At 39.9% G+C, this 18,688-nt stretch carries 18 protein-coding genes and 1 tRNA gene; 17 read left to right on the top strand and 2 right to left on the bottom strand.

What is annotated here, in order from left to right; all coding sequences use genetic code 11:
• Positions 1-162 precede the first annotated feature (162 nt).
• The 17 genes from ODU50_RS05465 (at position 163) to ODU50_RS05385 (ending at position 17,141) form a co-directional block, all read left to right on the top strand.
• Complete coding sequence (locus tag ODU50_RS05465) at positions 163-1,254, top strand: cystathionine gamma-synthase (RefSeq protein WP_105154954.1); 1,092 nt, start codon at positions 163-165, stop codon at positions 1,252-1,254.
• A gap of 3 nt (positions 1,255-1,257) precedes the next feature.
• Positions 1,258-2,418, top strand: a complete 1,161-nt coding sequence (locus tag ODU50_RS05460) for a MalY/PatB family protein (RefSeq protein WP_398581351.1) — start codon at positions 1,258-1,260, stop codon at positions 2,416-2,418.
• 274 nt (positions 2,419-2,692) lie between these two features.
• Positions 2,693-4,309, top strand: a complete 1,617-nt coding sequence (locus ODU50_RS05455; RefSeq protein ID WP_398581350.1) for an alpha-glucosidase — start codon at positions 2,693-2,695, stop codon at positions 4,307-4,309.
• 79 nt (positions 4,310-4,388) lie between these two features.
• Positions 4,389-5,018 carry a uracil phosphoribosyltransferase gene (upp, locus tag ODU50_RS05450; RefSeq protein WP_012027487.1) on the top strand — a complete coding sequence of 210 codons (630 nt, stop codon included), beginning with the start codon at positions 4,389-4,391 and terminating at the stop codon, positions 5,016-5,018.
• Positions 5,019-5,113: 95 nt separating this feature from the next.
• Entirely contained in the window at positions 5,114-5,725 is a 612-nt protein-coding gene (locus ODU50_RS05445) for an ATP-dependent Clp protease proteolytic subunit (protein ID WP_223375679.1), read from the top strand.
• A 126-nt stretch (positions 5,726-5,851) separates the two neighbouring features.
• Positions 5,852-6,124 carry a YlbG family protein gene (locus ODU50_RS05440; protein WP_002937299.1) on the top strand — a complete coding sequence of 91 codons (273 nt, stop codon included), beginning with the start codon at positions 5,852-5,854 and terminating at the stop codon, positions 6,122-6,124.
• A 131-nt stretch (positions 6,125-6,255) separates the two neighbouring features.
• A complete protein-coding gene (locus ODU50_RS05435; RefSeq protein WP_105153650.1) occupies positions 6,256-7,425 on the top strand; it encodes an ABC transporter substrate-binding protein in 1,170 nt (389 codons plus the stop codon).
• A gap of 200 nt (positions 7,426-7,625) precedes the next feature.
• Entirely contained in the window at positions 7,626-8,513 is an 888-nt protein-coding gene (locus tag ODU50_RS05430) for a branched-chain amino acid ABC transporter permease (protein WP_012027482.1), read from the top strand.
• A gap of 2 nt (positions 8,514-8,515) precedes the next feature.
• Positions 8,516-9,463, top strand: a complete 948-nt coding sequence (locus ODU50_RS05425; protein ID WP_002937293.1) for a branched-chain amino acid ABC transporter permease — start codon at positions 8,516-8,518, stop codon at positions 9,461-9,463.
• Positions 9,463-10,227 (top strand): ABC transporter ATP-binding protein, encoded by a 765-nt coding sequence (locus ODU50_RS05420; RefSeq protein ID WP_002937291.1) that lies wholly within the window; start codon positions 9,463-9,465, stop codon positions 10,225-10,227. The genes ODU50_RS05425 and ODU50_RS05420 overlap by 1 nt, the downstream gene beginning before the upstream one ends.
• Positions 10,227-10,937, top strand: a complete 711-nt coding sequence (locus ODU50_RS05415) for an ABC transporter ATP-binding protein (RefSeq protein ID WP_002937288.1) — start codon at positions 10,227-10,229, stop codon at positions 10,935-10,937. The genes ODU50_RS05420 and ODU50_RS05415 overlap by 1 nt, the downstream gene beginning before the upstream one ends.
• A gap of 297 nt (positions 10,938-11,234) precedes the next feature.
• On the top strand, positions 11,235-11,990 hold the full coding sequence (locus tag ODU50_RS05410; RefSeq protein ID WP_105153651.1) for an epoxyqueuosine reductase QueH: 756 nt from the start codon (positions 11,235-11,237) through the stop codon (positions 11,988-11,990).
• Positions 11,991-12,097: 107 nt separating this feature from the next.
• Complete coding sequence (locus ODU50_RS05405) at positions 12,098-12,688, top strand: hypothetical protein (RefSeq protein WP_105153652.1); 591 nt, start codon at positions 12,098-12,100, stop codon at positions 12,686-12,688.
• Between the two features lie 149 nt (positions 12,689-12,837).
• Positions 12,838-13,869: a DNA polymerase III subunit delta gene (holA, locus tag ODU50_RS05400; protein WP_105153653.1), complete on the top strand. Its 1,032-nt coding sequence runs from the start codon at positions 12,838-12,840 to the stop codon at positions 13,867-13,869.
• A 112-nt stretch (positions 13,870-13,981) separates the two neighbouring features.
• The gene (gene sodA / locus ODU50_RS05395; RefSeq protein ID WP_105153654.1) at positions 13,982-14,587 is read left to right on the top strand and encodes a superoxide dismutase SodA; all 606 of its coding nucleotides are present in this window, start codon (positions 13,982-13,984) and stop codon (positions 14,585-14,587) included.
• A gap of 261 nt (positions 14,588-14,848) precedes the next feature.
• Positions 14,849-16,873, top strand: a complete 2,025-nt coding sequence (locus ODU50_RS05390; RefSeq protein ID WP_105153655.1) for a bifunctional UDP-sugar hydrolase/5'-nucleotidase — start codon at positions 14,849-14,851, stop codon at positions 16,871-16,873.
• Between the two features lie 196 nt (positions 16,874-17,069).
• Positions 17,070-17,141, top strand: a tRNA-Arg gene (locus ODU50_RS05385).
• A gap of 20 nt (positions 17,142-17,161) precedes the next feature.
• Here the strand turns inward: ODU50_RS05385 and ODU50_RS05380 are convergent.
• The gene (locus ODU50_RS05380; RefSeq protein WP_105153656.1) at positions 17,162-18,376 is read right to left on the bottom strand and encodes a chloride channel protein; all 1,215 of its coding nucleotides are present in this window, start codon (positions 18,374-18,376) and stop codon (positions 17,162-17,164) included.
• Positions 18,366-18,644 (bottom strand): chorismate mutase, encoded by a 279-nt coding sequence (locus tag ODU50_RS05375; protein ID WP_024401825.1) that lies wholly within the window; start codon positions 18,642-18,644, stop codon positions 18,366-18,368. The genes ODU50_RS05380 and ODU50_RS05375 overlap by 11 nt, the downstream gene beginning before the upstream one ends.
• Positions 18,645-18,688: the final 44 nt, after the last annotated feature.

Here is an 18,688-nt window from a genome sequence, read left to right as displayed (position 1 = left end):
TAATGGGTAATCCAGCAAGTATATGTAAGGGGGGGAGATGTTGTTATAAAGAAAAACTATAACAAAGCTTGCTATTTTTCTATAAGTATTTTTGGATATTTTTCACACCAAATCTCCTATTTCATGCTAGACTATATTGTAAGTTAGATTGGAGTAGATGTTATGACAGATTATAAGATTGATACGATTTTAGCGCATACGGGCATCAATAGCGATGAGAGAACAGGTGCCTTGATTTCCCCTATCCACCTTTCGACGACCTATCAACACCCTGAGTTTGGTCAATCGACAGGTTATGACTACACGAGAACAAAAAATCCGACACGTGCCAGTTTAGAGACGACTTTGGCAGCTATTGAAAAGGCCGACTATGCCCTAGCAACGAGCTCGGGGATGGCTGCTCTGGTCTTACTTTTTAATGGTTTTCCTGTAGGGAGTCAAGTGGTAGCGGCGCGTGATTTGTACGGTGGTTCCTTCCGCTGGTTCAATGAGCAAGAGAGTATCGGTAGATTTCAATTTACCTATGCAAACACCGAGGAGGAGCTGATTGCAGCCATCACCGAAGAGACAGACTATGTTTATCTGGAGACACCGACTAACCCACTCATGGTAGAGTTTGACATCGCTAAGGTTTCGGCTATCGCCCATGCCAAAGGTGCTAAGGTGATTGTCGATAACACTTTTTACAGCCCTATTTATCAAAATCCACTTGTTCTAGGAGCGGACGTTGTCCTACATTCAGCAACCAAGTACCTATCTGGGCATAATGATGTACTAGCTGGCGCTTTGATGACCAATGATCAAGACCTATATGATAAGCTCTTTTATGACCAAAATACATCGGGTCCAACCCTATCTCCACTGGATTCTTACTTACTCATGCGTGGACTCAAAACCCTCTCGCTTCGAATGGAGCGGGCGACACAAAATGCTCAGAAAATTGTTGCCTATTTGGAGAAGAGTCCAGCAGTCAAGCAAGTTTACTACACAGGAAAAGGTGGGATGATTTCGGTTAAGGTGGTAGATGAAAGTCGGATTCCCCATATTCTCAACACCCTGAAAGTCTTTACCTTTGCTGAAAGTCTGGGTGGAGTAGAGAGTCTGATTACCTATCCAGCCACTCAGACCCACGCAGACATTCCAGCTGAAACCCGTCATTCTTACGGTTTGACAGATGATTTGCTTCGTCTGTCTATTGGTATAGAGAATGCGGAAGACTTGATTGTAGATTTAAAAACAGCCTTGGAGGGATAAGATATGACACAGTATAATTTTATAGATAGTCCGAATCGTCTATCCCAGCATGCGGAAAAATGGAGAAAAGTAGAGACGGATAAAGAACTCTTACCTTTGTGGATAGCAGATATGGACTTTGAGCCTCTACCAGAAATTCGCCAAGTTATCCGTGACTACGCAGATCATCATGTTTTTGGTTATCCTTATGCTAGTGACAGCCTCTATCAGTCTATTATTGACTGGGAAGATAGACAGCATGGCTATAAGATTGAAAGAGAGTCTATTCTACTCATCGAAGGAGTTGTTCCTGCCTTATCTGTGGCTATTCAATCTTTGACAGAAGAAGGGGATGCAGTCCTAATTAATACACCTGTCTATCCACCCTTTGCGCGGACTGTAAAATTAAACAATCGTCAGCTAGTCACCAATTCACTAGTTGATGTGGATGGTATTTTTAGGCTTAATCTTAACCAGCTTGAAAAGGACATTGTAGAGAATCAAGTGAAACTCTATATTTTCTGTAATCCCCACAACCCAGGTGGTAGAGTTTGGACAAGAGAGGAAGTGTTGGCCATTGGACGTCTTTGTCAGAAACATGGTGTTATCCTTGTCTCAGATGAAATACATCAAGATTTGACCTTGTATGGTCACAAGCATTATTCCTTTAACACAGTGGATGAAAGTTTTAAAGAATTTTCAATCATCTTAGCATCTGCGACCAAGACCTTCAATATTGCTGGTACAAAAAATAGCTTTGCAATCATTGAAAATCCAAGCATTCGCAAGACTTTCGCTAAGCGTCAATTGATAAATAATCAGCACGAGATTCCAACGATTGGCTTGTTAACCACAGAAGCTGCTTTCACTTATGGAGATGAGTGGTTGAAGGAGTTGAAGGTTATTTTGGAGAGAAATATAGACTTTGTTGAAGAGTATTTGACTTCCCATACTCGGATCAAGGTCATGAAGCCCCAGGGAACCTACCTCATCTGGCTTGATTTTTCTGCTTATAAGTTAGAGCATGCGCAACTCTTTGATATTCTTCTTTGTAAAGCGAAGTTGATTTTGAATGATGGTTTGACCTTTGGTAAGGAAGGTAAGTATCATGCACGTCTGAATGTAGCAGCACCATTCAACATGATTGAAGAAGCCTGTCAGCGACTTGGTAAGGTTTTTGGATAAAGAAATAAGGACTAGGTGTGACTAAACTCACCTGATCCTTATTTTTTTGTGTTTTTCTAAATTCTGTCGGGCTCATGTGGAAATAATTTTTGAAGGCCGCGCTGAAGGTGAGAGGGTCTTTGTATGTTATATCAACCTAAAAGAAAAATCCTTTGAAATTGTTGAAATTGAAGAGGGAAAAATTACCACAATTGAGTTATAATATGATTATATAGAAAGAGGGGGATTCCTCTTTTTCTTACATTAATAAGATTGTACAGAAAGGATCAATCAAATGCCAGAAATACAAAAAACAGATTGGTGGAAGAAGTCCGTCATTTACCAAATTTATCCTCGTAGTTTTCAAGATTCAAATGGAGATGGAGTAGGGGATATTCGAGGGATTATCAGCCGATTAGATTATCTCCATGAGCTTGGAATTGATGCTATTTGGCTCAGTCCTGTTTATCAGTCCCCCATGGATGACAATGGTTACGACATCAGTGACTACCAAGGAATTGCTCCAGAATTTGGGACCATGGAAGATATGGAAGAGTTGATTGCAGAAGGCCATAAGCGCAATATCAAAATAATCATGGATTTGGTGCTCAATCATACCTCGGATGAACATTTCTGGTTTCAAGAAGCCCTCAAAGGACCAGATAATCCCTATTATGATTATTATGTTTGGGCTGATGAGCCGAATGAATTACGCTCGACCTTCTCAGGTTCTGCTTGGGAATACGTTCCACATCTGAACAAATACTACCTCCACCAATTCTCTGTTAAGCAACCAGATCTGAACTGGAAAAATCCTGCTCTGAAACAAGAAATCTGGGACATGATTAATTTTTGGATTGAAAAAGGTGTCGGTGGTTTCAGGCTAGATGTAATTGATTTGATTGGAAAAGAACCAGAAAAATTAATTACAGCCGATGGACCGACTCTCCATCCTCTTATTCAGGAATTAAATGAGAAAACCTTTGGTGCATACGACTTAGTGACTGTTGGGGAAACCTGGAGTGCCAATCCAGAAAATGCTCAGTTATATTCACATCCTGACAGAAAAGAATTTTCGATGATTTTCCAATTTGAACATGTAGGACTTGATCAGCAGGAAGGGAAAGAAAAGTGGGATTTGGCACCGCTTGATCCAGCTCGTTTGCATAAGGTTCTATCCAAATGGCAGACTGAACTGGTTGGTAAAGGCTGGAACTCGCTTTTCTGGAATAACCACGATTTACCTCGTGCCATTTCTCGCTTCGGTGATGATCGACCTGCATTTCGTGAACTTAGTGGTAAAATGTTGGCTATTTATCTTCATTTTATGTCAGGGACACCTTATATCTACCAAGGTGAGGAAATTGGTATGATTAATACACCGATTACGGATATTAGCCAAGCGGACGATATCGAAACACGTCGCATGTATGCGGAACGGATTGAAAATGGCTTCACCAAGAAGGAATTGATTACTTCTATAAATGCCAAAGGCCGAGACAATGCTCGTCGTCCAATGCAATGGACAGCAGAAGAAGGAGCGGGCTTCAGTACAGGTCAATCTTGGCTGGCTTTGGGAGATACTGTCGAAGACATCAACGTTGAAAAAGCACTTGCAGACAAACAATCGCTTTTCTATACCTATCAAAAATTAATTGCTCTTCGGAAAGAGTATCCTTGTATGTCTGAAGGAAAATATGAAGTGATGGAGACTGGAAATAGCTCGGTAATGGCCTACCGTAAATATGATGAACAGGATGATTTCATCATATTAGTAAACTTTTCAAGCCAGGAGCAGGCTTATACTATAGCTGTGGAAGAATATTCTATTTTCATGAACAATTATGAAAACGAAGAGGCGATTAATAAAGGGATGTTGAGACCTTTTGAAGCTATCGTTTTCAAAAAATAAATAAATTTGCCATATTCTCAAGCATTTTTTCAATTTTTTTGGTAAAATAGAAAAAACAAAAAAGAGAGGTTTTATCATCATGGGGAAATTCCAAGTCATTTCACACCCACTCATTCAGCATAAGTTGTCTATCCTTCGTCGTACATCTACTTCAACAAAGGATTTTCGTGAGTTGGTTAATGAAATCGCGATGCTGATGGGTTACGAAGTTTTGCGTGACTTGCCACTTGAAGATGTGGAGATTGAAACGCCAATCACTAAAACAGTTCAGAAACAAATTGCAGGTAAAAAATTAGCTATCGTACCAATTCTTCGTGCAGGTGTTGGTATGGTTGATGGTTTGCTAAGCTTGGTACCAGCAGCTAAAGTTGGTCACATCGGTATGTACCGCGATGAAGAAACCCTTCAACCCGTTGAGTATCTTGTGAAATTACCAGAAGACATTGATCAACGTCATATTTTTGTAGTTGACCCAATGCTTGCTACAGGTGGTTCAGCTATTCTTGCAGTTGATTCATTGAAAAAACGTGGTGCTTCAAATATCAAATTTGTTGCTCTTGTTTCAGCTCCAGAAGGTGTAAAAGCTCTTCAAGATGCACATCCAGACATTGATATTTACACAGCAGCTTTGGATGAAAAACTCAATGAAAAAGGCTACATCGTACCAGGTTTGGGAGATGCAGGTGACCGATTGTTCGGTACAAAATAATTAAGAAATCAGCTCTGCTGGTTTCTTTTTCATTTCCTGAAATCGTGTTTTTTATTTGACCAATTTTGACTATTCATATATAATGGGTACAGAAAATCTCGAAAAGGAGTAATTTTATGATTCCAGTAGTTATTGAACAAACTAGCCGTGGTGAGCGTTCTTATGATATTTACTCACGCCTTTTGAAAGACCGCATTATCATGTTGACAGGACCAGTTGAGGACAACATGGCAAACTCTATCATTGCACAATTGCTTTTCCTTGATGCCCAAGACCCTACAAAGGATATTTACCTCTATGTTAATACGCCAGGAGGATCGGTGTCAGCAGGTCTTGCCATTGTAGACACGATGAATTTCATTAAAGCTGATGTTCAAACCATCGTTATGGGAACAGCTGCGAGCATGGGAACCATCATTGCATCAAGCGGTGCCAAGGGCAAACGTTTCATGTTACCAAATGCAGAGTACATGATTCACCAGCCAATGGGTGGAACTGGTGGCGGTACTCAGCAAACAGATATGGCTATTGCAGCAGAACACCTATTAAAAACACGTAATAAGCTAGAAAAAATCTTGGCAGACAACTCAGGTAAGACAGTCAAGCAAATCCATAAGGATGCGGAACGTGATTACTGGATGTCAGCTGAAGAAACCTTGGCTTACGGATTTATTGACCAGATTATGGACAATACAAAAGTCAAATAAGCAGTGACAAATATGTAATAGTACTGACTATTCCTATTAGCTCCAACTCTTTTACAGGTAGTTGGAGCTTTTCATTTATCATTGAAAACGGTATAATATAGAAAGAGAATTTTTAGAGGAGAAGACATGTTTGAGAAGAAAAATCGCACCTGCTTAACTGTCTATTTACACTACAATCGTGATGCACGTAAACTCAGCCAATATGGAGATATTGTTTACCATTCCAAACGATTACGATATGTTTTGGTGTATATGGATCAAGAACTAGTAGAAGCTACCATATTAAAATTGAAAAAGGAACGTTTTGTAAAAAAAGTGGTTCCTTCATACATTAAGGAATTAGACCAAAACTTTGTAGGTAATCTATGGAGAGATGAAGAACCCTCAGTCGTAGGATAGTCGGAATTAGCAGGTATGTATCCCCTGCTAATTTTTTATTTTAAAAATTTTTTCTTTTTTTGTTGACAATTTTCAGATAATTCAGTATATTAGATACATCGTAAAATTTAAGAAAGATTTAAGGAGTTTTCATGAAAACAAGAAAATTTGCAGTAGCGCTTGCTACATTTGCCTCTGCAGCTCTACTCGCTGCATGTGGTAATGTTTCGACAACCAATACTTCAGCCGCAGGTTCTTCTGTAGGTGATACGTTTAAAATTGGCTACAACTTGGAGTTGTCAGGTGCTGTTTCATCTTATGGTCAAACAGAGGAAAAAGGTGCCAACCTTGCCGTGAAAGAAATCAATGCTGCGGGTGGTATTGACGGCAAAAAAATCGAAGTGATCACAAAAGACAACAAGTCTGAAACAGCAGAGGCAGCTACTGTTGCAACAAGCTTGGCAAGTGAAGGGGCAAACGTTGTGATTGGCCCTGCTACCTCAGGAGCTTCAGCAGCCTCTATTCCAGCATTGACATCTGCTGGTGTTCCTATGATTACTCCTTCAGGAACTCAAACAAACTTGGTTGTGAACGATAAAGGTGAGGTCCAAGAATACTTCTTCCGTACAACCTTTACAGATGGGTATCAAGGTCAAATTATGGCTAAATACGCTACTGAGAACTTGTCAGCTAAGAAAGTTGTTCTTTACTTTGACAACTCTTCTGATTATGGTAAGGGTGTAGCAGAGGCTTTCAAGAAGGCTTACAAAGGAGAAATCATTTCAGAAATCACATTTGCTTCTGGCGATAAGGATTTCCAAGCTGCTTTGACAAAATTGAAAGATAAAGAATTTGATGCCATCATCATGCCTGGTTACTACAATGAAACAGGTACAATTGTGAAGCAAGCACGCGGTTTGGGTATTGACAAGCCAATTCTTGGTTCAGATGGTTTTGACTCACCACAATTTACTGAATTGGCAACTGCATCAGCAGCATCAAATGTTTACTACCTTTCTGGATTTGTAACATCAGCAAGCGAAAAAGCAAAAGCATTCCATGATGCATACGTGAAAGAGTACAATGAAGAGCCATCAATGTTCTCAGCTTTAGCTTACGACTCGGTTTACATGGCAGCAGAAGCAGCAAAAGGTGCAGCTGATTCAGCAGCAGTGAAAGCTAATCTTGCAGCTCTGAAAGACTTTGAAGGTGTGACTGGTACAATGTCTGTTGACAAAGAGCACAATGTCGTTAAATCAGTTTATGTTGTTAGTTTAACAAACGGAGAAGAATCATCTGTAGATACTATCTCTATTGACTAATAGTGGACGAAAAGAGGGAATTCCCTCTTTTTTACTTGCCAGAATGTATAGAATAGTATACATGTTGCTTTAAAATTTGGTTAAATTTTCGGTAATTTTAATGATTAAACTCTCTATCTAACTTGCTTATTTTCAGAAAATTTTGTATAATGTAACAATGCTATTGAGCTCGAAAAATATTTAGAAAGATTGGTGAACCTATGCTTCAACAACTTGTCAATGGTTTGATTCTTGGTTCTGTTTATGCCCTTTTGGCCCTTGGTTATACCATGGTGTACGGAATTATCAAACTCATTAACTTCGCCCATGGCGATTTGTATATGATGGGTGCTTTTATGGGGTACTTCCTATTAAATAATTTAACTTTTATTGCAGATGGTGGAACGCGTTTCTTTGTTGCTCTCATTCTAGCGATGGTAGGGACGGCTATTCTCGGTGTCGTTATAGAGTTTTTAGCCTATCGTCCTTTGCGTAATTCAACGCGTATAGCAGCTTTGATTACGGCTATCGGTGTATCCTTCTTCTTAGAATACACTATGATTAAATTCTTTACAGCAGACGTAAAAGCCTTTCCACAAGCAATCGAAGCTGTGACTTTTAACCTTGGTCCAGTTTCTGTTACCAATATCCAGTTGATTATTCTTGGTGTATCGCTTGCGTTGATGGTCGCTCTTCAATTAATTGTCAAACGTACAAAAATGGGGAAAGCCATGCGTGCGGTCTCTGTAGATAGCGATGCAGCTCAGCTTATGGGGATCAATGTAAACCGTACAATCAGCTTTACTTTTGCTCTTGGGTCAGCTCTTGCGGGTGCTGCGGGTGTTCTCCTAGGTCTCTACTACAACCAGATTGAGCCTTTGATGGGTATGACTCCAGGTTTGAAAGCCTTTGTAGCGGCAGTATTGGGTGGTATCGGTATTATTCCAGGTGCTGCGCTTGGTGGCTTCGTTATCGGTATCATCGAAACATTTACCTATGTAATTGAATTCGATACTTTCCGTGATGCGATCGTATATACTGTTTTGATCATCATCCTTTTGGTGCGTCCAAGTGGTATTCTTGGTAAAAATGTGAAAGAGAAGGTGTAACCATGAAGCAAAATTTAAAAGTTAATGCGATTTGGTTGGCTATCTTATTGGCTGGTTTTGGGCTTATTCAAGGTCTTGTATCAGCAGGGATTCTGAATTTTTACTACATCCAGATTGTTCAGCAAATCGGTATTCAAATTATCTTGGCAGTTGGTTTAAACTTGATTGTTGGTTTCTCTGGTCAATTTTCACTTGGTCATGCTGGTTTTATGGCTATTGGTGCTTATGCAGTAGGTATTCTTGGGAAAATGATGCCAACTTATGGTGGATTTGCTATCGCCTTGATTGTTGGGATGTTAATCTCAGGTGCAGTAGCTCTTTTAGTTGGTATTCCAACCCTTCGTTTGAAAGGTGACTACCTTGCAATTGCGACTCTTGGTGTTGCAGAGATTATTCGTATTTTAATTATCAATGGTGGTAGTGTAACGAATGGTGCAGCAGGTATTATGTCTATTCCACTCTTTACAAGCTGGCCTTTAGTTTATATTTTTGTAATCATCACAACCTTGGTGACAGTTAACTTTTTGCGCAGTCCGATGGGACGTGCTACAATTTCTGTTCGTGAGGATGAAATTGCGGCAGAATCTGTAGGTGTCAATCCAACATTTGTGAAAGTTTCAGCCTTTGTATTTGGTGCCATGACGGCAGCCATTGCAGGTGGTCTCCATGCAGGATACGTTGGGACAATTGTTCCGAAAGACTTTGCCTTTATGACCTCCGTTAACGTTTTGATTATCATTGTATTGGGTGGTTTGGGCTCTATCACAGGTACCTTTGTAGCAGCCATTGTACTTGGTATTTTGAACGTATTCCTCAAGAGTTACTCTGATATTTCAATGATTATCTATTCATTAGCTCTTATTCTCTTGATGATATTCCGTCCAGGAGGTCTTTTGGGAACTAAGGAATTCAGCGTAGCAGCTCTACTCAAGAAGAAGGAGGTTAAGTAATGGCATTACTTGAAGTAAAAGATTTAACCAAGAACTTCGGTGGCCTAACTGCCGTTGGTGACGTGACCATGGAACTTCATGAGGGGGAATTGGTTGGTCTTATCGGTCCAAATGGTGCTGGTAAAACGACTCTTTTCAACCTCTTGACAGGTGTTTATGAGCCAAGCGAGGGGACAATTTCTCTTGCAGGGACTATTTTGAACGGTAAAGCACCATCAAAAATTGCTTCGCTTGGTCTTGGTCGTACTTTCCAGAACATTCGTTTGTTCAAAAATATGACCGTTTTGGAAAATGTTTTGATTGGTCTTGGCAACCATGGTAAATCAGAAGTATTTGCAAGTTTCTTCCGTCTTCCAGCATTCTATAAGAATGAAGAAGCGTTGAAAACAAAAGCGATTGAACTTTTGAAAATCTTCGATTTGGATGGCGATGCAGATACATTAGCTAAAAACCTTCCTTACGGTCAACAACGACGTTTGGAAATCGTTCGTGCCCTTGCGACTGAACCAAAAATTCTTTTCTTGGATGAACCAGCGGCTGGTATGAACCCACAAGAAACGGCAGAATTGACCCAACTTATCCGTAAAATCAAAGAAGAATTTGGCATTACTATCATCTTGATTGAACACGATATGAGCTTGGTTATGGAAGTGACAGAGCGGATATACGTATTGGAGTACGGTCGTTTGATTGCCCATGGTACACCAGAAGAAATTCGTAATAACAAGCGTGTAATTGAAGCCTACCTTGGAGGTGAAGCTTAATGGCAATGTTAGAAGTAAAAAATCTTTCCGTTAACTACGGTGTTATCGAAGCTGTTAAAGATGTTAGCTTTGAGGTTAATGAAGGTGAAGTTGTAACACTTATCGGCGCTAATGGTGCTGGTAAAACCTCTATCCTTCGTACTATTTCAGGACTTGTTCGTCCATCAGCTGGAACGATTTCTTTCCTTGGAAATGAGATTCAAAAAGTTCCTGCTCGTAAAATCGTTGCAGACGGTTTGTCACAAGTTCCAGAAGGTCGACATGTCTTTGCAGGCTTGACTGTTATGGAAAACTTGGAAATGGGTGCCTTCCTTCGTAACAATCGTGAAGAAAACCAAGCAAACTTGAAAAAAATCTTTGCTCGTTTTCCACGTTTGGAAGAACGTAAAAACCAGGATGCAGCTACCCTTTCAGGTGGGGAGCAACAGATGTTGGCTATGGGACGTGCCCTAATGAGCCAACCAAAGCTCTTGCTCCTTGATGAACCATCAATGGGCTTGGCTCCGATCTTTATCCAAGAAATTTTTGATATCATCCAAGATATTCAAAAACAAGGAACAACTGTCCTCTTGATTGAGCAAAATGCCAACAAAGCCCTTGCTATCGCAGACCGTGGCTACGTCCTAGAAACAGGAAAAGTCGTCCTCTCAGGAACAGGAAAAGAACTCCTCGCCTCAGAAGAAGTCAAAAAAGCATATCTGGGTGGCTAAAAAGGTCCGGGGGACCTTTTTAGGTTGGAAATGAGAACTGCCGGCAGGCAGTTTTTTTATATTCGGATAGGCTGTTTTAATCGGGAGATAGGAAAACTAGCAACTTGGGTTGCTAGTTTGTCCTCGTGGCTGACGCCTCTTTTTAGGTCGGAAATAGGGACCGCCGGCAGACGGTCTTCCCTTTTGTTCATTTTTAGGGACCTTTTTAGGTGGAAATGGGGAGTGTTCTCTTATGTTATTGCTATCTATGCAGTGGTCTTCAAATATAGTATAATGAATGTATATTTGGAGGTTTGTATGATTAAAGTTGAAGAGATTTTATCGACTCTATCACCGAATCAAAAGGTTAACTATGATAAAGTGTTTCAAAAAATGGCAAGCACGTGGCAGGAAGCGGGGCTTCGACCGAAAATTCTCATGCATGTCTGTTGTGCCCCATGCTCGACCTATACATTGGAGTACTTGACTCAATATGCAGATGTAACCATCTATTTTGCGAATTCCAATATTCATCCAAAGGCGGAGTACCAGCGGCGGGCAGCCGTGACGGCCCAGTTTGTCAAAGAATTTAATCAGAAAACTGGACAGTCGGTAGGCTACCTAGAAGCTGACTATAGCCCTCAGGAATTTTTCAAGAAAACTCAGCATCTCGCCAATGAGCCAGAGGGAGGAGATCGGTGTAAGGTTTGCTATGATTATCGGTTGGATAAGACTGCGGAGAAGGCAGTTGAGCTTGGTTTTGACTATTTTGGTTCGGCTTTGACAATCAGTCCACATAAGAATTCGCAGACCATCAATGCTATTGGGATTGAGGTGCAGAAATTATACGATACCCAGTATCTTCCGAGTGACTTTAAGAAAAATGGAGGCTATCAGCGTTCAGTTCAAATGTGTGAAGAGTATGACATTTATCGCCAGTGCTATTGTGGCTGTGTCTATGGAGCCAGTGCCCAAGGTGTCAATCTCGTACAGGTAAAAAAAGAAGCCTTGGAATTTTTAAAAACGCACAGAGATTATTCCCACATTCCTTTCAAGGTGCTGGATAAGAATTGAGTTTTTGAGTTTAGTTTTTACTTAAAGAGCTTTTTTTCTTGCTTTCTCTATGAAATTGGTATATACTAATTCTGGATAATATATTGTACTACTATGAGAAAAGCAAAATGAAATTGAGAAAAGTATCATTTATTTTAGTTACCTTTGTCATCGGTTTACTATCGTTATCAAGTGTAAAGGCGGAGACTTCAATATTTGTACCAGTAGGTCAACAGAATGTTCTGGGGGTAAAAGTAGCTCCTTTTAGAACTGGTTCAGACTCTATTCATGTCCATGTTGGCTCATTTGGTTATGTCGCTACATATATAAATGGAGAACGATTGAAGGTCGAGCCTGTAAAGCATGAACTCAAGTGTCCGAATTATACTACAGAGAATTGCCAAACGAAAGTGTGGTATACAAGTGGGGAACGTGCGGATGGCAGTGGAGATTATGTTGTAAAATTGAATAAGAAACTCGAAGAAGGTGATGTTGTTACATTAAAATTTGCAGACGATGGGAATTTGTATTTTGGTCAATTAGTATATAAAAGCGAAAAGAAACGAGTTGAACAGAATCAAAAGGAACAAGAGGATGAGTACGCAGATGCCTTGTTCAAACGTTCTATTGAGGAAGAAGAAAATAAGACTTGGAGAGATCGGATAAAGGATACTTTTCAAGATACTTGGTGGAATTTCAAAGGGTGGTGGAATAGCTAACAAAGGAACTGCTATTTGGGAAATAGGTCATTTGGAGTGATTATCAATTAATTTTTTCTACCTTCCTGATATAAATTTCAATGAAAGAGTCCAGACTTTATGTCTAGGCTCTTTTTGTGGTACAATGAGAAAAGAATTTTGAGGTTTTTATGACAGTAATTGAACAGATTGAAAAATTAAAAAAAGAGAAATTAGAGCTTCTGACCGTTTTATGCGGTGAAGACATCGGACAATACCAAATAGCGAAAGACTTACTTCTGAGGAAGCTTGATTTTGATGCGGCAGATTTAGGTTTTGCCTATTTTGATATGTCGGAGGCTGATTATCATCAGGTAGACTTGGACCTAGTTTCTCTTCCCTTCTTTTCAGATGAAAAAGTAGTGATTCTTGATTATTTTGCAGATTTAACGACAGATAAAAAACGGCATTTGACAGATGATGAATTCAAACAGTTTGAGGCCTATTTGGAAAATCCTGTCGAAACAACACGTTTGGTCATTCTAGCACCGGGTAAGTTGGACAGTAAGCGTCGTCTGGTCAAACTCCTCAAACGAGATGGACTAGTATTAGAAGCCAATCCTCTGAAGGAGATGGATTTGAAAAATCATTTCCAAAAGGAGATAATGCATCTGGGATTGCAGATGGGAGGAGAGGTTTTTCAATATCTTTTAGAAAAGTCCAATTTTGATTTTGCAGAAATCAGTAAGAACCTGGCTTTTCTTCAATCTTATAAGGGAAAAGAGACGATTGAAATTTCAGATATTGATGCGGCTATCCCCAAAACACTACAAGATAATATCTTTGATTTAACACAGTTAATTCTACAATCCAAGGTAGATGAGGCTCGCAACTTAGTTCGTGACTTGCGGTTACAAGGGGAGGAAGAGGTTAAGTTGATTGCCATCATGCTAACCCAATTTCGAACCTATCTACAGGTGCAAATACTACTAGAGCAAGGCCGAGGGGAACAGCAGATAGTAGCTGAGTTATCAACTATTATGGGGCGTAAGGTGAATCCATACCAAGTAAAGTATGCTTTGCGTGATTCACGCCATCTGTCCATTGGATTTTTGAAAAAAGTCGTCAAGCTCCTAATCGATACAGATTTTCAAATTAAAACAGGCCAATTTGATAAGGATTATTTATTTGATTTGGCATTATTAAAAATTGCGACCACATAGTAAAAAGAGTATTTTTAGACCGCGGGTCAACCGTAGTTTCAGACAAATAAATTGAAAAGGCTCTCACATTGGAGTAGAATAGAACTATCACTTAGTATAGGAGAAAACGAAAATGGCAATTATTTTACCAGACCTTCCATACGCATACGATGCCTTGGAACCACATATTGATGGAGAAACAATGACCCTTCACCATGGTAAGCACCATGCGACTTATGTTGCAAATGCTAATGCAGCACTTGAAAAACATCCTGAAATTGGCGAAGACCTTGAAGCTCTTCTTTCAAATGTTGACCAAATTCCTTCAGACATCCGCCAAGCTTTGATTAACAACGGTGGTGGTCATTTGAACCATGCTCTTTTCTGGGAATTGCTTTCACCTGAAAAAACAGAAATTTCAGCAGAATTGGCAGCAGATATTGATGCAACTTTTGGCTCATTTGATGCATTCAAAGAAGTCTTCACTACAGCAGCAACAACTCGTTTCGGTTCAGGTTGGGCTTTCTTGGTTGTTAATAAAGAAGGCAAGTTGGAAGTTATCTCAACTGCTAACCAAGACACACCAATCATGCAAGGTTTGAAACCAATTTTGGCATTGGATGTTTGGGAGCATGCTTATTATCTCAACTACCGTAATGTCCGTCCAAACTACATCAAAGCCTTCTTTGAAGTAATCAACTGGGACAAGGTTAACGAACTTTATAAAGCAGCTAAATAAGAACAGTTCTCTTCTTTTGGGAAGAGATTTTTTAGTTGCCAGGATTATTTTTGAGAGAATTGTGTAAGGGAAGAAAGGGAATTTTCGTATTATAGATAAAAATGACAAGATATTTTCAGAAAAACGATGTAAAAGTAAGAATAAACGAATATTTTTATAATTTTTTGTTATAAATGACTGATTTAATATTGAAAAGCTGTAAAAAAAGGATTATTATAGATATGTCAATATGAAAAAAATAGAAGGAGCATTGTTTTGCTTATGAAAAAGAATATTCGGTTGAAAAGCAGTATACTAGCTCTTGTAGCTGGTTTTAGCGTTATTGCAACACAAACTGTTTTGGCAGATGAATTAGCTGTCCAAATTATGGGAGTTAATGATTTCCATGGTGCGCTTGATATGACGGGGACAGCGCGATTGGAAGGGGAAACAGTTCGGAATGCAGGAACTGCCGCTTTACTTGATGCTTACATGGATGATTCACAAGCAGAATTTGAAGAAACAGCAGCAGAAACAGAGACACCTGCAGAGTCTATCCGTGTTCAAGCTGGGGATATGGTTGGTGCAAGTCCATCGAATTCTGGACTTTTGCAAGATGAACCAACTGTAAAAGTCTTTAATAAAATGGATATTGAATACGGGACTTTGGGGAACCATGAGTTTGATGAGGGACTTGATGAGTATAACCGTATCATGACTGGTGAAGCTCCAAAAAAAGGTCAGTTTAATGAGATTGTAGATAATTATACTCGTGAAGCTGCTAAACAGGAGATTGTTATTGCTAACGTTATTGACAAAGAAACGGGTGAAATTCCGTATGGTTGGAAGCCCTACGCTATTAAGACTATTCCCGTGAATGATAAAGAAGCTAAGATTGGCTTTATTGGTGTAGTTACGACAGAAATTCCTAATCTTGTTTTGAAGAAAAACTATGAGCAGTACACTTTTTTGAATGAGGCAGAGACGATTGCTAAATATGCGCGTGAGTTAGCTGAAAAAGGTGTAAATGCGATAGTTGTACTGGCTCACGTTCCAGCTACAAGCAAGGATGGTGTGGCTGCTGGTGAAGCTGCAGATATGATTGCTAAGCTAAATGAAATCTATCCTGAACACTCAGTTGACCTTGTATTTGCTGGTCATAACCATGTCTATACAAACGGTACAACGGGCAAAACCTTGATTGTTCAAGCTACCTCACAAGGTAAGGCTTACGCAGATGTTAGGGCTATTTATGATACAGATATTGCCGACTTTAAAGCTGTTCCGACTGCGAAAATTATTGCAGTAGCACCAGGGCAGAAAACACCAAGTCCGGAAATTCAGGCAATTGTGGATGAGGCAAATACCATTGTTAAAAAAGTAACAGAGCAAAAAATTGCTACAGCTAGTCAAGCGACAGATATTTCTCGCGAAGTGAATGAATTTAAAGAAAGTGCTGTAGGTAATCTAGTAACATCGGCTCAATTAGCTATCGCTAAGAAATCGGGTTATGATGTTGACTTTGCAATGACAAACGATGGCGGGATTCGGGCAGATTTGAAAGTCCAAGAAGATGGAACAGTTACTTGGGGTGCAGCACAGGCTGTGCAACCATTTGGGAATATCTTGCAAGTTGTTCAGATGACAGGTGAGCAGATTTATACAGCCTTAAATCAACAATATGATGAAGGTGAAAAATATTTCCTTCAAATGTCTGGAATCAAATATATCTATACGAAAGCAGATAATCCAACGGAAGAAAATCCTTACAAGGTTGTTAAAGCCTTCAAAGAAGATGGAACAGAGATTGTTCCGACAGAAACCTATACACTTGTCATCAACGACTTCTTATTTGGTGGTGGGGACGGCTTCTCGATTTTCAAAGAAGCTAAACTGATTGGTGCTATCAATCCAGATACAGAAGTATTTGTGGAGTACTTAACTGATTTAGAAAAAGCAGGTCAAACCATTAGTGCAACAATTCCAGGTAGAAAAGCATTTGTAGAGAAGTACGTAGAAGAACCAAAAGCAGAAGAAAAAGGAGATACTGCTGGGACAACTACCGATACGAAAACACCTGAAAAAGCAAGCGACGGTAGCGATAGTGTAGCAAATCAGAAAGCAAACGAGCAACCGGCACCATCTGGAAGTGTGGCTCCTATTTCAAATAAGAAAGCTGAAAAAGCATCAGGAAATCAAACACTTCCAAATACCGGTCAAGAAGCCCTAGGCTCACTTCTTATTAGCTTGGGTGGCTTAGTCTCACTCGGAATGGCTGTCTCAATGAGACGTAAGGAAGGGGAATAGGAATCAAGCATAAAAACGACAAATTTTCGAAGTATGTTCTAGGAGCGCTTCTTTTAGAGACTATCATGAGAGGAATACATAAAAACAATAGTGTTTCATCTTAGAGTAAGTTCTGCTTTTTTGTAAAAATTTGAAAAAACTTACATAACCTTGCTCTTGCAATCTGCTCTCTTCTGGGGTACAATAGAGAGGCAGACTTCCCTTAGTTAAATGGATATAACAAATTCCTCCTAAGAATTAGTTGCAGGTTCGATTCCTGCAGGGGAGATGGAGAGTATACGAAAAAGCCTAAATGATAGGCTTTTTTGCATTATTGAATTTCCTCACCTGCACCCCATAAATAGTCTGTTTTCTGTTTATAAGATAAGCTATGGCAAGTACAGGAATAGCATAGGGCAGGATATTAGCTCCGAATACTTCATAACTAATGAAGAGAGGAGCTAGTAAGGTATTGGTGGCTGTTCCAAATACGGCACAATACCCAAGGGCTGCAACAAGTTCAGTTGGTAGACCTAGTAATCCTGCTAAAACAGCCCCAGAACTTGCTCCAATCGCAAAGAGTGGAGTAACTTCGCCTCCTTGAAAACCTGCAGCCAAACAAAGACAGGTTAGTAGGAGTTTTAGTAGCCAATCGTAAGCAAACACCTGTTCCCCAGCTAGACTGGCATCAATCAAATTGGTCCCCAAACCAGCATAACGACCTTGATGGAAGAAAAATAGTAGAACGGTCAGTCCAACTCCCATGATAGCTATTTTAATGTAAGGATTTGGAAGCCATCGAGTTGAGATGCTTTTTGCTTGCGCCAGAAACCAAGCAAATAAATTACCTACAACTCCAAAGCAGATGGCAATTAGAAGCCATTTGAAGCTATCTGTAAAATGGAATGAGGTAGTCGCGATGGCATACGAAAATTTCTCCAATCCCAGTAAATGGGAAGTAGTAGAAGCCGTGAGAGCAGCGACTAGACAATAGGGGAGACTTGTCCAAGAATATTGGCCAACGACTAAAACCTCAATGGCAAAGAAACTAGCAGCCAATGGTGTTTGAAATAGCCCAGCAAAACCTGCGGCCATACCAATCTTTGTTATCATGTCTTTGGGCAAGTGTGTGAAACCATGTTTTTGTAACCAATGCGAGAGACTGGCACCAAGTTGAACAGCTACACCCTCGCGACCAACGGAAGCGCCAAAAAGATGACTGAGCCAAGTTGTAGAGATGATGAGCGGAATGAGAACTGGAGAAATTTGCACATTCTCCCCTTGTCCAGCTTTGAAGACTAAGCCCATGCCTGCTTGGACTTCCCTCCCCCATTTTTGATAAATGAAAACAATCATTATCCCTGCAAGTGGCAGAAAAGGAATTAGAAAAGTAAAATATTCAGATCGTAAGTCACTAACCCCTAGTAGAATTTTCCCAAAAAGTGTGGTAATTATTCCTGCACCGACTCCAATTAAGCTGGAAAAGAAAAGGAGTTGGATGGCTTGTTTCATCTTATTCCTCATGATTCGCTAGCTTGGAAGATTGATAGGCTCTTGATTGGGCCATCATATCACTAAAGGTTGCTTGAATGGCAGAGCGGTAATCATCCTTTTGAACTAATTTTCCAACTCTTTCAAGGACAGCATTTTCTCGGCTGGTATCCAAAACAGGCTTACCTGTTGCTCGTTTGTAGGCTGTGACTTGGTCGACCAACTCCATTCGTTTTTCAAGTAGTTCAACCAATTGGCTATCAATCGTGTTGATCTGTTCGCGGATGCAATCCAAATTCATCTTATAGACCTCCGTATATTGTTTCAGTTGTTTTTTAGTATAGC

Source organism: Streptococcus sp. 2020WUSS084 (assembly GCF_044427445.1).
Taxonomy (GTDB): domain Bacteria; phylum Bacillota; class Bacilli; order Lactobacillales; family Streptococcaceae; genus Streptococcus; species Streptococcus suis.
The sequence above is the reverse complement of the archived record's forward strand: the minus strand, read 5'-3'. Positions and strand labels throughout refer to the sequence as shown.

Excerpts from the sequence above, each read along its gene's own strand:
- ODU50_RS05465 (WP_105154954.1), top strand. The coding sequence starts at position 163 with ATGACAGATTATAAGATTGATACGATTTTAGCGCATACGGGCATCAAT.
- ODU50_RS05460 (WP_398581351.1), top strand. The coding sequence starts at position 1,258 with ATGACACAGTATAATTTTATAGATAGTCCGAATCGTCTATCCCAGCAT.
- ODU50_RS05455 (WP_398581350.1), top strand. The coding sequence starts at position 2,693 with ATGCCAGAAATACAAAAAACAGATTGGTGGAAGAAGTCCGTCATTTAC.
- upp (WP_012027487.1), top strand. The coding sequence starts at position 4,389 with ATGGGGAAATTCCAAGTCATTTCACACCCACTCATTCAGCATAAGTTG.
- ODU50_RS05440 (WP_002937299.1), top strand. The coding sequence starts at position 5,852 with ATGTTTGAGAAGAAAAATCGCACCTGCTTAACTGTCTATTTACACTAC.
- ODU50_RS05435 (WP_105153650.1), top strand. The coding sequence starts at position 6,256 with ATGAAAACAAGAAAATTTGCAGTAGCGCTTGCTACATTTGCCTCTGCA.
- ODU50_RS05430 (WP_012027482.1), top strand. The coding sequence starts at position 7,626 with ATGCTTCAACAACTTGTCAATGGTTTGATTCTTGGTTCTGTTTATGCC.
- ODU50_RS05425 (WP_002937293.1), top strand. The coding sequence starts at position 8,516 with ATGAAGCAAAATTTAAAAGTTAATGCGATTTGGTTGGCTATCTTATTG.
- ODU50_RS05420 (WP_002937291.1), top strand. The coding sequence starts at position 9,463 with ATGGCATTACTTGAAGTAAAAGATTTAACCAAGAACTTCGGTGGCCTA.
- ODU50_RS05415 (WP_002937288.1), top strand. The coding sequence starts at position 10,227 with ATGGCAATGTTAGAAGTAAAAAATCTTTCCGTTAACTACGGTGTTATC.
- ODU50_RS05410 (WP_105153651.1), top strand. The coding sequence starts at position 11,235 with ATGATTAAAGTTGAAGAGATTTTATCGACTCTATCACCGAATCAAAAG.
- ODU50_RS05405 (WP_105153652.1), top strand. The coding sequence starts at position 12,098 with ATGAAATTGAGAAAAGTATCATTTATTTTAGTTACCTTTGTCATCGGT.
- holA (WP_105153653.1), top strand. The coding sequence starts at position 12,838 with ATGACAGTAATTGAACAGATTGAAAAATTAAAAAAAGAGAAATTAGAG.
- sodA (WP_105153654.1), top strand. The coding sequence starts at position 13,982 with ATGGCAATTATTTTACCAGACCTTCCATACGCATACGATGCCTTGGAA.
- ODU50_RS05390 (WP_105153655.1), top strand. The coding sequence starts at position 14,849 with ATGAAAAAGAATATTCGGTTGAAAAGCAGTATACTAGCTCTTGTAGCT.
- ODU50_RS05380 (WP_105153656.1), bottom strand. The coding sequence starts at position 18,376 with ATGAGGAATAAGATGAAACAAGCCATCCAACTCCTTTTCTTTTCCAGC.
- ODU50_RS05375 (WP_024401825.1), bottom strand. The coding sequence starts at position 18,644 with ATGAATTTGGATTGCATCCGCGAACAGATCAACACGATTGATAGCCAA.